Origin of the sequence: Mesorhizobium sp. M7A.F.Ca.MR.176.00.0.0, assembly GCF_004023165.1 — a bacterium.
Classification (GTDB): Bacteria; Pseudomonadota; Alphaproteobacteria; order Rhizobiales; family Rhizobiaceae; genus Mesorhizobium.
On record NZ_RZTC01000028.1, the window covers coordinates 48171 to 64087 of the forward strand.

The window sequence follows — 15917 nt, forward strand, 5'->3', positions numbered from 1 at the left end:
CGGTCCCTGGCAAGGCGGTCCCTGCCAAGCCGGCGGCGAAACCCGCCGCCACCAAAACCTCGGCTCCAGCCAAATCCGCGACGAGCAAACCTGCAACGAGCAAACCTGCAACAGCCAAGTCTGCAACAGCCAAGTCTGCAACAACCAAGTCTGCAACAGCCAAGCCAGCAGCCGGCCCAGCATCCGGAAAGCCCGACAATCTGCGCCGGCTGATCGGTATCGGTCCGGTCAACGAGAAGCTGCTCAAGGCGCAAGGCGTCACCAGCTTCGCGCAGATCGCGTCCTGGACCGCGGCCGATATCAAACGGATCGAGGACGTCATGAATTTCGACGGCCGCATCGCGCGCGAACGCTGGATCGAGCAGGCCAAGCTGATCGCAGCCGGCAACGAGAAGGAATTCGCCAAGCAGTTTCCAACAGCCGGAACCTCCAGCAACAGCTGATCGCCAGGCGAGACCTGAAGATTGCAAGCGGCGGCGCCATATCGGCGCCGCCGTTTTCTCTTGGTTCCTGAGTTGGCCCAAACGTCGGCTTTAAGAGGCAGCGTGCCGTTCCCTCGATTGCGCGCGGGCGGCACCCCATATAGAGCGGTTGATGCTTCATAGACCGCAGCACGAGTCCCATGTCCCTGCCCGCCGCAATTTTTCGCAATGACAAAAGCGCGCGCCAGCTCGTTTTCGACCGGCCGGCCGATGTCATCGTGGCGCACGAAGCAGGGGATTTCGGGCCGGCTCTGGAAGCAGCACAAGCCGCGCATGATGCAGGCAAATGGCTTGCCGGCTATTTCTCGTATGAGGCGGGCTACCTGCTCGAACCCAAGCTCGTTCCCCTGCTGCCGAACGGACGCCGCGCCCCACTCGTGTGCCTTGGGGTTTTCGATGCCCCGGTCGAAGAGGCGGTGCCGCCGCGCGACACCACGGCGACCAACGGCCCGATCTTCGACGCCCGTGCGACGTGGTCGCCCGAGGATTATGAAAAACGCTTCTCGCGGCTGCACCAGCACATCCGGCAAGGTGATTGCTACCAGGGCAATTTGACCTTTCCCGTGCATGCGCAATGGTCAGGCGAGCCGCTGGCCGCCTTCGATGCATTGACGGAACGTCAGCCGGTGAAATATGGCGCGCTGATCGCGCTCGGTGAACCCATCGTGCTGTCGCGCTCGCCCGAACTGTTCTTCGAGATCGACGCCGAGGGCATGATCGAGACGCATCCGATGAAGGGCACGGCGCCGCGCGGCGCGACCAAGGCCGAAGACGAGCGGCAGAAGATCTTCCTGCGCAATGACGAAAAGAACCAGGCCGAAAACCGGATGATCGTCGATCTCCTGCGCAACGATATCTCGCTGATCAGCGAGGTCGGCACGCTGGACGTGCCGGCGCTGTTCCGCATCGAGACTTACCCTACCGTGCACCAGATGGTGAGCGACGTCAGGGCCAGACTGCTGCCGGGTCTCTCTATCCGCCAGATCTTCGCGGCGCTGTTTCCTTGCGGTTCGATCACCGGCGCGCCTAAGATCCGGGCCATGGAGATCCTGCGCGACCTGGAAGGCACGCCCCGCGATGCCTATTGCGGCGCCATAGGCTGGATCGCGCCCGGCGGCCCGATGCGCTTTTCCGTGGCGATCCGCACCATCTCGCTCTTTTCGGGCGGCGAGGCCGTCTACAATGTCGGAGGCGGCGTCGTCTTCGATTCGACGGCGCAGGAGGAGTATCAGGAGTGTCTGCTGAAAGCGCGCTTCGCGACGGGAACACCGCCGACTTTCAGTTGATCGAGACCATGCGCTGGGAACCCGGCCCGGGCTTCCTGCGCTTCGATCGCCATCTTGCGCGCCTCTATGGCTCGGCGGCGGAGCTCGGCTTCCACTGTGATCCAGGCACGGTCGGCGAGGCACTGAGCACCGCGGTCAGCGGTTCCGGCGTTGCCATGCGCACGCGGCTCGTCCTGTCGCACGATGGTGAGGTGACGGCCTCGGCGCAACCTTATGAACCGCTCGCCGCCGACAAGGTCTGGATGCTGCGGCTGGCGCGGACGAAGCTCGATTCGCACGACACGCTGCTGCGCCACAAGACTAGCCGGCGACAGCTCTACACGCGTGCCCGCGCCGAACACCTCATCACCCAGGCCGACGAGGTGCTTATGGCCAACCAGCGCGGCGAGATCTGTGAAGGCACGATCACCAATGTCTTTGCCGATCTCGGCGACGGCGTGCTGGCCACGCCCCGGCTCGACTGCGGCCTGCTGCCTGGTGTATTGCGCGCGCAGCTTCTGGATGAAGGCCGCGCCCGCGAAGCGATCTACAGCTTGGACGATCTGAAATCCGCCAAGTCCCTGTTCGTCGGCAATTCGCTGCGCGGACTGATCCCCGCAAGACTGACCTGAAACAGGACGACTGTGCCCACTCACACACCCCCAGAGCATACGCTCCCCACCCACACGCCCTATGACGGCTCGTCGAAACTGTTCAGTATCGGGCTGAAGCCGCTCGATCCGGCGGACTGGATCGAGATCGACGGCCATCTGCTGCCGTATCTCGCCGAAAAGCACCGGCTCTATGCCGAAATCCCAGAGCGCGTTTTCGTCGAGGAGGACGGCACGCGCGATGCCCAGCAGGAAGTGCTCGACTTGCTCGCTGCGCATCTCCTGGAGAGGTTCCCCGAAACCCATCGGCTCGGCGGATCAGGCATCGAGGTGGTGGGCGCGGCGAGCCGTCTGCCTGCGGCCCTCGCCGAGGCGCCGCTGGCCAGGGCCTCACTGCTCGTCCAGGAAGACCTCATCCTGATGCGCCGTGGCGACAGCGGCTGGCGGCTGGTTGCCGGCTCGCTCTGCTTTCCCTCGTCCTGGTCGCTCCTGGAAAAATTCGGCAAGCCGCTGCAGGACATCCACGCGCCGGTGCCGGGTTTCGGCCCGGGCACGCGTCCGGCGGAACTCATCAACCGGATGTTCGATGGCCTCCAGGGGCAGGCGGTCGAGCGCTACAACTGGTCGATCCAGTCCGACAACGCGCTCTACCATCCGCTCTCCGACCTGCAGCGCATCGACCGCGCCACCAACCGGCCGTCGCGCTTTCCCGATGGCGACATCGACGCCCATGCGTTCATCCGCGTCGAGCGGCAGACCCTGCGCAAACTGCCTGTTTCACGCGATATCCTGTTCACCATCCGCATCCATCTCGACCCGCTCGCCGTGCTGGCCAGGCACCCTGATCGGGCGAAGCTCGCGGCGTCTTTCGCCGCCCAGCTCGAAGCTCTCGATCTCGCCCAGCTCGATTACAAGGGCCTGACCGCAGACCGCGATCGGCTGGTCGACCGGCTCGGGGGGCTGGCGCTGTCCTAAATCGCGGCCAAGCCCAGCAGCAGGATCGCGGACATCGCGGTAAAGACGGTGACGTTGACATCCCACCGCCAACCCGCCGGTCCGAACGGCGGTCGGAATGGCAGGTAGCCGTTCTCGTCGTAGAGCACGCCGCCATAGATCGGTCGTGAGAGCATGGCCACGAAGAACGCTCCATACATGGCCACGCCCAATCCCCCGGCGAGATAGAGCCGCTCGGCTTGGAGTGGGCCTCCAATCCAGATAAGCCCCAGCGCAATCAGCGCGACTCCGGTATAGCTCAGCACCTGCCAAACGACGTGAAACCGGGCGTGCGGAGTCCACAGCGGATTGGTGGCGTGGGTGGCGTTGAGGTCGGCTTTGATCGTCACCACACCGTAACCCACGGTCGCGACGCTCAGCAGAATTCGGGCAAGCAGATGACTGTCGTAAGCGAGTTCCATCGCACTTTCCTCCTTCACTAGGGAAATCGATGACGGCAATTCAGCAGATCGTAATTCGAAGTACTTCACCTAGGAAACAGCAGTATGCCGGTCGATGCCGCACTTTGCCGGCCCCGACGCGGGAGCGTCACGCAGGCGACACGGCTTGAATGGCGCCTTGGGCACAGAAGAGCTGCCCGTCGGCCAGCCGCGCATAGTTGTGGACGATCCCTTTCTCATGATCCTGCAACTGCACGATGAAGTTGCCGCTCTGCTCCGTCCAGCTCATGAGCACGAGGTTCGGGCGTACGCTGGTCATGTCGATCTTGACCACCTCGTCAATTTTGGTGGCTCCGATCGACGCCTGCACATGTAGTTCGTCCGGCGAGAAAAACGTCAGCCGGGGTACGAACGGGCCGAAAACGCAGTCGAAAGTCTTACCGACAAGCGAGGCGGGAAAAACATTGTTTTCTGCCATAACACCCTCCCTGGGCGTGGCCGTTGCGACCAAGCCATTTGACGATCTTCGATGTTTCAGTCGCGAAAATGCCAGATACGCTTACTTGGAGCGCTCCAAGTGATACGATCCGCCCTTTCCACTTTCGAGTCAACAAAATTCTTGGAGCGCTCCAAAAAATGGTCTAACTGAAGGGAAATGGGTGAATCGCAATGCCAACGCTAGCCGACGTGGGCAAGGCTGCCGGTGTCTCCCGGGGCACTGTTTCCAACGTCTTCAACCGGCCGGAACTGGTCAGGCCTGAGTTGCGCCAACGTGTCGAAGCGGCTGCGCGAGCGCTTGGATTTGGCGGCCCCGATCCAAAGGGTCGATTGCTGCGGGATGGCAAGTTCAATGCCATCGGGTTCATGCCACCTGGCGCCTACGCCATCGCCGAGGTGATGAGAAGTCCCTATGGCCGCGAGCTGGTGCTGGGCGTTTCGCTCGCCTGCGACGAGGCCGGAACGACGCTCAGCCTTGTAAACGGCACCGATAATACCCGCTTCGCCAGCATCCGCGAGGCCCTCGTTGACGGCTTCATCCTTGGTCACAGCGGGGACATCGGTCTCATAACATCGGCACAACGGCGGCGCCTGCCCTTCGTCATTCTCGAAAGCGACGCAGGTCCCGACATCAATTCGATAAAGATCGACGGCAGGAGGGGCGCGGTCGCTGCCGTCCGGCATCTGACTGGGCTGGGACACCGACATTTTGCCATCCTGTCTATACGGAGAACTCCAGGCCCTCCGATCGTGCACATGCCCGGACAGGCAAAGCGCCCGCTTCTAGCCGGCTTCTCGCTCGACAACGAGAGGCTCGACGGCTTCAAACAGGGCTTGGCGGAGGCGAACCTATCGATCGACGATGTCCCGATTATCGAGACGACGCCCGGCGATCCATCTGCTGGAGCGGTGGTGTTCGACAATGTGCCTGAAGCAACCGCGATCCTGACCATGTCGGATTGGCAGGCGATCACAATACTCGACGAGGCGGTTTGTCGCGGCATAGAGGTGCCGGGCCACGTGTCGGTCATTGGCTTCGATGGCACTGCTGAATCCGCGCGCACCACACCTCCGCTGACGACTGTCGCGCAAGACGTGATCGGAAAAGGCAGGCTCGCCGCCCGCATGGTTCTTGACAACCAACCGCCCCGCCAAGTCGTTCTGCCCGTGGAGTTGGTGGTTCGGGCGTCCACAGCTGCGCCGAGGGCAAAAATCCGTTGAACGGACGGGGCACGTCGCTTGCGCTTGGCAAATGAGCTAACTTTGGTTCGGGTAGAGCCATTCATCCACGGTTTCAGCCTTAACCACGTAGCCAACGCAGCTAGCCGCTGGTTGGCGCTTTTCGCTGGTTTGTGACAATGATCTGTGATGTAGCGCATGGCCGCCGGGCAAAAATCCCCGGCTTGCGCATGTTTTCCCAGTTTCCTGGGTTTTGAAGGAGTGCTCGATAAAATGGCGAATGAAAACTGGCCCGTTTACGGTGAGATCAGCGGCCCTGTCGTGATGATCGGCTTCGGCTCGATCGGCCGGGGAACGCTGCCACTGATCGAACGCCATTTCCAGTTCGACAAGTCGCGCATGACGGTCATCGACCCGCGCGACACCGACCGCAAGCTGCTCGACGAGCGCGGCATCGCCTTCGTCCAGGAAGCGGTGACCGAGAAGAACTACAAGAAGCTCTTGACCCCGCTTCTGACCAATGGCGGCGGCCAGGGCTTTTGCATCAACCTGTCGGTCGATACCGGCTCGGTGGATCTGATGCGGCTCTGCCGCAAGCTCGGTGTGCTCTACATCGACACCGTCGTCGAGCCGTGGCTCGGCTTCTATTTCGACGCCAAGGCGGACAACGCCAGCCGCACCAATTACGCGTTGCGCGAGTCGCTGCTCAAGGAAAAGCACGACAAGCCCGGCGGCGCCACGGCGGTCTCCACCTGCGGCGCCAATCCAGGCATGGTCTCGTGGTTCGTCAAGCAGGCGTTGGTCAATCTCGCCACCGATCTTGGCCTGGAGTTCTCGGAGCCCGCGCAGGACGACCGCGAGGGCTGGGCCAAGCTGATGAAGAAGGCCGGCGTCAAGGGCATCCACATCGCCGAACGCGACACCCAGCGCGCCAAGAAGCCGAAACCGATGGATGTGTTCTGGAACACCTGGTCGGTCGAAGGCTTCATCTCCGAGGGCCTGCAGCCCGCGGAACTTGGCTGGGGCACACACGAGACATGGATGCCGAAGAACGCCAAGAAGCACAAGCACGGCTCGAAGGCAGCCATCTATCTGGAGCAGCCGGGCGCCAACACGCGCGTGCGCTCGTGGTGTCCGACTCCCGGCGCGCAATACGGCCTGCTGGTGACGCATAATGAGGCGATCTCGATCGCCGATTTCTTCACCGTGCGTTCGAAGAAGGGCAAGGTCCAGTACCGCCCGACCTGCCACTATGCCTATCATCCCTGCAACGACGCGATGCTGTCGCTCGACGAGATGTTCGGCGCCGCCGGCAAGCCTCAGCCGGTGCATCATGTGCTCGACGAGAACGAGTTGATCGACGGCGTCGACGAACTCGGCGTGCTGCTCTACGGCCACGACAAGAATGCCTACTGGTACGGCTCGCAACTGTCGCTCGCCGAGGCGCGCAAGCTGGCGCCCTACCAGAACGCCACCGGCATGCAGGTCACCTCGGCGGTGCTCTCGGGCATGGTCTGGGCGCTGGAAAACCCCGAGGCCGGCATCGTCGAAGCCGACGAGATGGACTACAGGCGGTGCCTGGAAGTGCAGTCCCAGTATCTCGGACCGGTCAAAGGCTACTACACCGACTGGACGCCGCTCGATAACCGCCCCGGCCTGTTCCCGGAAGACCTCGACCGGAACGACCCGTGGCAGTTCCGCAACATCCTTGTGCGATAGCAGCACCGCCTACCTGCCTCACCGCCTTGCAATCGCCCGGAAATCGGGCGATTGAAGGGATGCGGACCACAACGACACGCATTCATCTGGACGCATGTCGCTCTGGAAACTTGGATGCACGCCTCGTGCTTGTCGAAAATCGATTCCGATTTTCGGGCCGATGCGAGAGGAGAGGATTTTCACATGATCATTGCGCGCAAAATTCTTTCGATGAGCGTGGCGGGCGCCATTGCGACGATGCTCGCCGCCTGTGCGACCAGCGGCCCTGATGAACCGCCGATGGCAGCGGCGCCGAAAGGCGTCGAGGGCTCCTGGATCGACGCCAAGGGCACCGGCCTGTCGACCTTCGCCGGCGGTACCTTCACGACGGTCGCCACCGACACCGGCCAGAAGCTTGCCGACGGCAGCTACACGATGACCGGCGCCACATCGGTGCAGATCAACGGCACCTCGCTGATCCGCCAGACCGCGGTCAGCTTCAACTGCCTGATGGTATCGACAAGCCAGCTCAACTGCACGAGTTCCAGCGGTCAGAATTTCGTGCTGACAAGGCGCGTCTGAGCCCGCGACCATTCGTTTCCAAGGACGGCGGCCGGTTGGCCGCCGTCCTTTTTTATGCCGGCAAAGGGGTCCCGGATTCCGCTTGCGTCATCGGGAACGCGATGGGAACATGGCCGAAGCGCCGGCTGTTATGTTCCAGTCAAGCAAGAGCGCTAATGGCCTCTGATCGGCTTTCCGGGAGACGAAGATGAAGAAGCTTGCCGCCATTGCAGCCCTGTCAGCCTCAGCACTCGGTCTGTCGGCCGGCGCGTCCTTTGCCGACTACACGCTGAACATCCTGCATATCAACGACTGGCACAGCCGCATCGAAGGCAACAACAAATATGAATCGACCTGCTCGGCGGACGAGGAAACCAAGGGCGAGTGCATCGGTGGCGCGGGCCGGCTGATCACCGCGATCGCCCAGGAGCGCAAGAAGCTGCAAGGCCAGAACGTGCTGCTGCTCAGCGCAGGCGACAATTTCCAGGGCTCACTGTTCTACTCCACTTACAAGGGCAAGGTCGAAGGCGAATTCCTCAACGACATGAAGTTCGATGCCATGGCGCTCGGCAACCATGAATTCGACGACGGCGAAGTGGCCTTGGCGCCGTTCCTCGACATGATCAAGTTCCCGGTGCTCGGCGCCAATGTGAAGGCCAACGCGCAATCCAAGCTCGGCGACCGAGTCAAGCCATCTGTTGTCGTCGAGGTCGGCGGCCAGAAGATCGGCATCATCGGCGCGATCACCAACGACACGCCGGACCTCGCTTCCCCCGGACCCAACGTCGCAATAGAGGACGACGTCAAGTCGATCACCGCCGAAGTCGAGAAGCTCAAGGGCGAAGGCGTCAACAAGATCATCGCCGTGACCCATATCGGCTACAGGCGCGAGCGTGACGTCATTGCCAAGATCCCGGGCGTCGATGTCGTCGTCGGCGGCCACAGCCATTCGCTGCTGTCGAACACCGATCCGAAGGCGGAGGGCCCCTACCCGACGATGGTCGACAATCCGGACGGCTACAAGGTGCCGGTGGTGCAGGCGGCGTCCTATTCGAAATATCTCGGCGAGTTCAAGGTGGTTTTCGACGACAATGGAGTCGTCAAATCGGCCAGCGGCAACCCGATCTATCTCGACAAGTCGATCACCCCCGACCCGGCCGTGCTCGCCCGTATCAAGGAGCTTGGCGCGCCGATCGAGGCGTTGAAGAACAAGGAAGTGGCGGAAACCACCGACGTCATCGACGGCAGTCGCGAGAGCTGCCGCACCCGCGAATGCGCGATGGGCAATCTCGTCTCCGACGCCATCCTCGACCGCGTCAAGGGACAGGGCGTCGAGATCGTCATCTCCAATGGCGGCGGCCTGCGCGCCTCGATCGACAAGGGCACCGTGACCATGGGCGAGGTGCTGACCGTGCTGCCGTTCCAGAACACGCTGGCGACCTTCCAGATTTCGGGCAAGGATCTGGTGGCCGGCCTCGAGGGCGGCCTCAGCCAGGTCGAGGACGGCGCCGGGCGCTTCCCCCAGGTCGCCGGCCTGAAATATTCCTTCGACAAATCCGTTGCGCCCAATGCCGGCCGGGTCAAATCGGTGGAGGTCATGGAGGGCGGCGCCTGGACGCCGATCAAGCCGGACAAGGACTATCTGGTCGCCACCAACAACTATGTCCGCCAGGGCGGCGACGGCTACAAGATCTTCGCCGACAAGGCCAAGAATGCCTACGATTACGGCCCCGGCCTCGAACAGGTGGTCGCCGACTATCTCGGCGCCCATCGTCCCTACACGCCGAAGCTCGACGGCCGCATCACCGAAATAGCCGCGACCGTCGCCGCGGCGCCTGCGGCCCCGGCAGCCGATCCGGCCAAGCCAGCCGAAGCAGCGCCGGCCACGCCGGCGCCCGCACCGGCTGAAGCCGCCAAGCCTGCCGATGCGGCACCGGCAATGCCCGAATTGCCGGCCAACTCGGGCGACATCGCCAACACGCCCCCGGCCATATCGACAGAGGGAGCGCCACCCCCGCCGGCGCCACCGGCAGAGGCGGCAAAACCGGCTGAAGCAGCCCCCGCCCCGGCGGCGGGAGCCGGTGCCGCCGAGCCGGCAAAGCCAGCGGAGGCCGCACCGGCCGAAGCCAGCCATGTCATCGTTGCCGGCGACACTTATTGGGATCTGGCCAAGAAGGCCTATGGCGACGGTGCCAAATGGAAGGTCATTTCGGGCGCCAACAAGGGTTATGAGCCGCGCCGGCTTCCTGTTGGCGCAACGCTGACCATCCCGCCGCAATAGCCCCGCTATATGCCTGAATGACACCGCCCGTCCGAAAACCGGACGGGCGTCCTGTTTTCGGGCTAATGCATGTCGCCCCAAAGTGACCTCGGTTTTCGGAGAACGAGGTGCATAAAAACAAAGGCTTAAAGCGGGTCGTCTGAATCCATTCAGACAATCCGCTTTAAGGTGCGGCCAGACGCTGCATTGAATGCGCGCGCAAGATGGTTAGGTTCGCGTCTTCCGGAGAACCCTTATGACGCTTCCCACCCCTGCCGAACCCAAGGCCGCAAAGGCGCCCGGCCCGTTGCCCGCTGGGCATCCGCCGGTCAAGGCGGGCAAGATCGGCGTCATGCTGGTCAATCTGGGTACGCCCGACGGCACCGATTTCAAGCCGATGTGGCGGTATCTCCGTGAATTCCTGTCCGACCCGCGCGTCATTGAGCTCAACAGGGCGATCTGGTATCCGATCCTCTATGGCCTTGTGCTCACCACGCGGCCCAAGAAGTCGGGCGCCAACTACGCACGGATCTGGAACCGGGAAAAGAACGAGTCGCCGCTGCGCACCTATACCCGCGCCCAGGCCGAAAAGCTGGCCGAAGCGCTGAGCGACCTGCCTGATGTCGTCGTCGACTGGGCAATGCGCTATGGCAACCCTTCAACCGCCAGCATTGCCCAGCGTCTGGTCGACCAGGGCTGCGACCGCATTCTTTCCTTCCCGCTCTATCCGCAATATTCGGCGACGACCACGGCAACCGCCAACGACCAGCTGTTTCGCGCGCTGATGAAGATGCGCCGCGCACCGGCCGTCCGCAGCGTGCCGCCCTACTATGACGAGCCGGTCTACATCGAGGCGCTAGCGCGCTCGATCGAACGGCATCTGGCGACGCTGGACTTCGAGCCGGAGGTGGTCATCACCTCCTATCACGGCATTCCAAAACCGTATTTCGAGAAGGGCGACCCCTATCATTGCCATTGCCAGAAGACGACGCGGCTGTTGCGCGAACGGCTCGGCTGGGATGACAAGAAACTGATCATCACCTTCCAGTCACGCTTCGGCGCGCAGGAATGGCTGCAGCCCTACACCGACAAGACGGTGGAAAAACTCGCGCAGGACGGCGTCAAGTCGATCGCTATCGTCAATCCCGGCTTTTCCGTCGACTGCATCGAGACGCTGGACGAGATCGGCCGCGAGGCGGCTGAAACCTTCCACCATGCCGGCGGCAAGAATTTCGCCCATATCCCTTGCCTCAACGATAGCGCGGAAGGGATGGCGGTGATCGAGGCGATGGTGCGGCGCGAACTGTCCGGCTGGGTCTGAACCGGAACAACACAAGCTCCGGGGCGTTAAGCCGCGCCTCCGGAGAATGCGATGCCCCGCAAACTCGACCTCCGAACTGGCCAGCCCGTCTGGTCGGCCTATCGCGCGCCTGCGGTGCCGACGGACGGCCTGGACGTCAACACGGATGTGCTGGTCGTCGGTATGGGCATCAGCGGCGCCATGATGGCCGAGGCGCTGACGGCCGATGGCCATCGGGTGATCTGCATCGACCGGCGCGGCCCGCTGAAGGGCTCGACGGCCGCAACCACCGCACTGGTGGCATTCGAAATAGACCAGCCTCTCTCCACGCTCTCGAAGATGGTCGGCAGAGCTTCGGCCCAGCAGGCCTGGCGACGCTCGCGGCTCGCCGTTTCCAATCTCGCCGGACGCATTGCCGAACTCGGCATCAACTGTGGCCTGAGCCGCATGCCGTCACTCTATCTGGCCGGCACGATGCTTGGTCCGCCGGAACTGCGCGACGAGGCCGAGGCACGTCGTCTAGCCGGCATCGGCGCCATCTGCTTAACCCGACAACAGCTAGCCGAGAAATTCGGCATCGACCGCGAAGGCGCCATTCTCGGCCACGGCAATATCGCCCTCGACCCACGCAAGCTGACGGCTGGGCTGCTGCTGAAATCCGTGGAGCGCAAGGCACGCTTCTATGTCCCCGTCGAAGCCACAATGATCGAGGACGGCGCCGAAGCTGTTGTCGTCGCGACCAGGGATGGCCCGACCATAACCGCACGACATGTTGTTCTGGCCACCGGCTACGAACTTGTCGACATCGTGCCGGCCACCGCCCACCGGATCATCTCGACATGGGCGATTGCGACACGCCCGCAACCGCGAAAGCTCTGGCCGGACGCAGCGTTCATCTGGGAAGCGTCGGAGCCGTATCTGTATATGCGCACGACGGTCGACGGCCGGGTCATTTGCGGCGGCGAGGACGAGGATTTTATCGACGAAGCGCGGCGCGACGCGCTGATCGCCGACAAGAGCACACGCATCGCCGAGAAACTCGGCCTGATATTTCCGCATCTCGACACTAGGCCCGATTTTGCCTGGACCGGCTCGTTCGGCACCACGACCACCGGCCTGCCCTATATCGGCGCCATTCCCCGCCACCCGCGCATCCATGCGGTGCTGGGCTACGGCGGCAACGGCATCACCTTCTCGCAGGTCGCTTCCGAGATTGTCCCGGCTTCGATCAACGGGCTGGACGACACGGATGCAAGGCTGTTTGCCTTCAACCGCTGAGTGCAACCCTATAAACAATCCATCATCACCTGATTGTAACGCATCTGAAATACACTTAAGTCTTTGGTGAAGTCGGCGGCGCGAGAATGGCTTGTGCGGCCTTCGTCTGAGGGAGAGCCAAATGGATTTCAGTGGTTTCGATATTGCGGTTGGTGCACTTGCACTTCTGGTATTGGTGCTGCTGATCAAAGGCATCAGGACAATCCCGCAAGGTTACAATTATACGGTGGAGCGCTTTGGCCGTTACACCAAGACACTGAGCCCAGGCCTCAATTTCATTTTCCCGTTCATCGACCGTATCGGCGCCAAGATGAACATGATGGAGCAGGTGCTTGACGTTCCGAGCCAGGAAATCATCACCCGCGACAACGCCATTGTCGGTGTCGACGGCATCGCCTTTTTCCAGATCCTCAACGCGGCGCAGGCCGCCTACCAGGTTTCCGGCCTGCAGAACGCCATCCTCAATCTGACGATGACCAACATCCGTACCGTCATGGGTTCGATGGATCTCGATGAACTCCTGTCGAACCGCGACGCCATCAACGAGCGCCTGCTGCGTGTCGTCGATGAGGCAGCCCACCCGTGGGGCATCAAGATCACCCGCGTCGAAATCAAGGACATCAACCCGCCGGCCAACCTTATCGAATCGATGGGCCGGCAGATGACCGCGGAACGCAACAAGCGTGCCCAGATCCTTGCCGCCGAAGGCCTCAAGCAGTCGCAGATCCTCGAGGCCGAGGGCCGCAAGGAAGCCGCCTTCCGCGATGCCGAGGCGCGCGAACGTTCGGCCGAGGCGGAAGCCCGCGCCACCCAGGTGGTGTCGGAAGCGATCTCCAAAGGCGATGTGCAGGCGCTGAACTACTTCGTGGCGCTGAAATACACTGAAGCGCTTGGCAGGATCGGCACGGCCACCAACAGCAAGATCGTGCTGATGCCCTTCGAGGCGTCGTCGCTGATCGGCTCGCTCGGCGGCATCGGCGAGATCGCCAAGGAAGTCTTCCGCAGCGAAGGCACGACCGGCTCGCAGAGGCAGGCCGCGCGCCCGCCGGTCGTTCGCCCAACCGACAACTGAGGTCGAAACCAATGATCGACCGCATCGTTTCCGAACTCGGCCCGTGGAACTGGATGGTTCTCGGCTTCGTCCTGCTGGTGATGGAAATCATCGCGCCGGGTATCTTCATGCTGTGGATCGGCATCGCCGCGCTGATCATCGGCGCTGTGTCGCTGCTGATCTGGGACGCCGGCTTCTGGACCTGGCAGGTCCAGGTCCTCGCCTTCCTGGCGCTGTCGCTGGTCTCGGCCTATGTCGGCAAGAAACTGGTCGGCAGCCGCAACGACCCGACCGACCAGCCGCTGCTCAACCGGCGCGGCGCGCAAATGGTCGGCAGGATGGCGACACTTGCCGAGCCGATCCGTGACGGGCGCGGGCGCATCAAGCTGGGCGATACGCTGTGGCGTGTCTCCGGCCCGGATTTGCCGGCCGGCACGCAAGTGCGCGTGACGGGCGCGGCCGACACGGATCTGGAACTGACCGTCGAGGCGGTCTGAATTCTTGAAACCCACCGCTTGGACAAGGTGTGTTGAGATTCAGGTCAGGCCGAGTCGAAAACGGTGGGTTCCGAGAACCGGAGCGGAGCGTACTTTGGGTACGTGAGCACCGGAAGCGCAGGAAACCGTCGTTTGCAGGCCGGCATCACCTTAAGATCAGCACACCTTAGGCGGCGCCGATACGCAGCAGGTCGTGCAGGTGGATGAGGCCGACTGGTTTCCGGCCCTCCACCACCATCAGGCTGGTGATGGCTGAATTGTTGATCGTCTGCAGCGCCGTTGCGACCAGCGTGTCCGGCGTCGCGGTCTTCGGGCCTTTTGTCATCACCTGATCCACCGTCATCGCCAGCAGGTTGCTGCCGATGTGCCGGCGGATGTCGCCATCGGTGATGATGCCGACCAGCGCACCGTCTGCGTCGGTGATCGCGACGCAGCCAAATCCCTTGCGTGACAGTTCCAGGATCGCGTCATGCATGCCGGTGCCCGCAACCACCAGCGGCAGCCTGTCGCCGACATGCATGATCTCGCGGATCTGCGTCAGGTTGGCGCCGAGCTGGCCGCCCGGGTGAAAGGTGCGGAAATGATCCGGCGTGAAGCCGCGTGCTTCGAGCAGCGCGATCGCCAGCGCGTCGCCCATCACCAGTTGCAGCAGCGTCGATGTCGTCGGCGCCAAGCCGTGCGGGCAGGCTTCAGGCGCGCGCGGCAGCAACAGCACCACGTCCGCCGCCCGCGCCAGCGCCGATGTCTCTCCGGCGGTGATGGCGATCAGCGGGATGGAGAAGCGCCTGGAATAGGCGACGATGCCCATCAGTTCCTTGCTTTCGCCCGACCACGACATGGCGATGATGGCGTCGTCCCTGGCGATCATCCCGAGATCGCCGTGGTTGGCTTCTGCGGGATGGACAAAGAAAGCCGGCGTGCCGGTCGAGGCCAGCGTCGCCGCGATCTTCGAACCGATATGGCCGCTTTTGCCGACACCGGTGACGATGAGCCGGCCTTCAATCCCGGAGATCATCTCGACCGCCTGCGCGAAAGGCGCGGCCAATCCGTTCTCCAAGGCCTCGGCAAGGGCTGCAACCCCAGCCTGTTCGGTTGCCACCGTCCTCAGCGCCGAAGCGATCGAGGCTTGCCTGTCCGAAGGCTTCTTATCCAGGGATCCCGCATGCATGGCTGATGCGATTAGCGCTTTGCCGGCGCGCTGTCCAACAGAAATGGCCCAAGGCATGTTGCCCGAACGTGCGCGGTGGTTTTGACGACGGCAGGCGCGAAAATCAAAAGCTTAACGCAGGCGGTATGAATCCCTTTGGAAATCAGCGCTTCAGCTGGTTGACGGGCCGCCGCCTCAACCCTCCGTTAACCATCCCCATTTACGGTTCGGTAAGTATGGCGCGCGTGCGCCGCGCAAGCAGTGGTGGCGATGTCCGGGGCCCAGCCAGAAAATTCGACAGGAAGAAAGGGCAAGGCTGTCTGCGCCTTGCTGCTGGCAACCAGCATGTTTGCCTTGCTGCGCCCGACTGCGCTCCATGCCCAGGAAACCGAACTGCGCGGCGAGGTTTCGGAATCGGCGATCCTGTCCGACCAGCAGCGCAAGGCGAGACAGCTGGCCCTGGCAGCGCAGGGTCAACAGCCGGCCAATGCCGCGCAGGACAATGCGCCGGCCCGCACCTATCTGCCGGCCAGCGCCGGTGCCGTGCCAGACGACGCCGACACTGGCGACGCCACCGCGACCGGCAGCCTTTTCGACCCGCCGGCAGCCACTGACGACACGTCCGCCGACATCGCGGCGCCGCCCAAGCCTCGCCGCCGCTCATCGACCGCCGGGCAGAATGCGGCTGACCAGGCC

Annotated in this window: 15 protein-coding genes and 1 pseudogene; 13 read left to right on the forward strand and 3 right to left on the reverse strand. The window is 63.0% G+C overall.

Annotated features, from left to right (window positions below; all coding sequences use genetic code 11):
• The first annotated feature begins 320 nt into the window (after positions 1 to 320).
• From EOB59_RS37190 to EOB59_RS12195, 4 genes are all read left to right on the forward strand, one after another.
• Complete coding sequence (locus tag EOB59_RS37190) at positions 321 to 443, forward strand: hypothetical protein (RefSeq protein ID WP_281061720.1); 123 nt, start codon at positions 321 to 323, stop codon at positions 441 to 443.
• Positions 444 to 622: 179 nt separating this feature from the next.
• Entirely contained in the window at positions 623 to 1768 is a 1146-nt protein-coding gene (locus EOB59_RS12185; protein ID WP_127809393.1) for an aminodeoxychorismate synthase component I, read from the forward strand.
• Complete coding sequence (locus tag EOB59_RS12190; protein WP_127809392.1) at positions 1717 to 2379, forward strand: aminotransferase class IV family protein; 663 nt, start codon at positions 1717 to 1719, stop codon at positions 2377 to 2379. The genes EOB59_RS12185 and EOB59_RS12190 overlap by 52 nt, the downstream gene beginning before the upstream one ends.
• A 12-nt stretch (positions 2380 to 2391) precedes the next feature.
• Entirely contained in the window at positions 2392 to 3333 is a 942-nt protein-coding gene (locus tag EOB59_RS12195) for a DUF3445 domain-containing protein (RefSeq protein WP_127396831.1), read from the forward strand.
• Here the strand turns inward: EOB59_RS12195 and EOB59_RS12200 are convergent.
• Both EOB59_RS12200 and EOB59_RS12205 read right to left on the reverse strand, forming a co-directional pair.
• Positions 3330 to 3773 (reverse strand): hypothetical protein, encoded by a 444-nt coding sequence (locus EOB59_RS12200; RefSeq protein ID WP_127268297.1) that lies wholly within the window; start codon positions 3771 to 3773, stop codon positions 3330 to 3332. The two genes, EOB59_RS12195 and EOB59_RS12200, sit on opposite strands and share 4 nt — an antisense overlap.
• 127 nt (positions 3774 to 3900) lie before the next feature.
• The gene (locus tag EOB59_RS12205; RefSeq protein ID WP_127396832.1) at positions 3901 to 4230 is read right to left on the reverse strand and encodes a hypothetical protein; all 330 of its coding nucleotides are present in this window, start codon (positions 4228 to 4230) and stop codon (positions 3901 to 3903) included.
• 209 nt (positions 4231 to 4439) lie between these two features.
• On the opposite strand from EOB59_RS12205, the gene EOB59_RS12210 reads away from it, so the two are divergent.
• The 8 genes from EOB59_RS12210 (at position 4440) to EOB59_RS12245 (ending at position 14074) form a co-directional block, all read left to right on the forward strand.
• On the forward strand, positions 4440 to 5471 hold the full coding sequence (locus tag EOB59_RS12210; RefSeq protein WP_164873793.1) for a substrate-binding domain-containing protein: 1032 nt from the start codon (positions 4440 to 4442) through the stop codon (positions 5469 to 5471).
• Positions 5472 to 5702: 231 nt separating this feature from the next.
• Positions 5703 to 7148: a homospermidine synthase gene (locus EOB59_RS12215; protein ID WP_127272620.1), complete on the forward strand. Its 1446-nt coding sequence runs from the start codon at positions 5703 to 5705 to the stop codon at positions 7146 to 7148.
• Between the two features lie 183 nt (positions 7149 to 7331).
• Positions 7332 to 7709, forward strand: coding sequence for a hypothetical protein (locus EOB59_RS12220; protein WP_127259982.1), 378 nt, complete (start codon positions 7332 to 7334; stop codon positions 7707 to 7709).
• Between the two features lie 187 nt (positions 7710 to 7896).
• Positions 7897 to 9969 (forward strand): bifunctional metallophosphatase/5'-nucleotidase, encoded by a 2073-nt coding sequence (locus tag EOB59_RS12225; protein WP_128288441.1) that lies wholly within the window; start codon positions 7897 to 7899, stop codon positions 9967 to 9969.
• A 235-nt stretch (positions 9970 to 10204) separates the two neighbouring features.
• Positions 10205 to 11269: a ferrochelatase gene (hemH, locus tag EOB59_RS12230; RefSeq protein WP_128288442.1), complete on the forward strand. Its 1065-nt coding sequence runs from the start codon at positions 10205 to 10207 to the stop codon at positions 11267 to 11269.
• Positions 11270 to 11320: 51 nt separating this feature from the next.
• Positions 11321 to 12526 (forward strand): FAD-binding oxidoreductase, encoded by a 1206-nt coding sequence (locus EOB59_RS12235; protein ID WP_128288443.1) that lies wholly within the window; start codon positions 11321 to 11323, stop codon positions 12524 to 12526.
• A gap of 121 nt (positions 12527 to 12647) precedes the next feature.
• A complete protein-coding gene (locus EOB59_RS12240) occupies positions 12648 to 13598 on the forward strand; it encodes an SPFH domain-containing protein (protein WP_127809389.1) in 951 nt (316 codons plus the stop codon).
• A gap of 11 nt (positions 13599 to 13609) precedes the next feature.
• Positions 13610 to 14074, forward strand: coding sequence for an NfeD family protein (locus tag EOB59_RS12245; protein WP_023810067.1), 465 nt, complete (start codon positions 13610 to 13612; stop codon positions 14072 to 14074).
• Between the two features lie 166 nt (positions 14075 to 14240).
• Here the strand turns inward: EOB59_RS12245 and EOB59_RS12250 are convergent, their stop codons facing one another.
• Entirely contained in the window at positions 14241 to 15242 is a 1002-nt protein-coding gene (locus tag EOB59_RS12250) for a KpsF/GutQ family sugar-phosphate isomerase (protein WP_127272680.1), read from the reverse strand.
• A gap of 249 nt (positions 15243 to 15491) precedes the next feature.
• On the opposite strand from EOB59_RS12250, the pseudogene EOB59_RS12255 reads away from it, so the two are divergent.
• Positions 15492 to 15917 (forward strand): annotated as a pseudogene (locus EOB59_RS12255) (hypothetical protein); the annotation flags it as partial.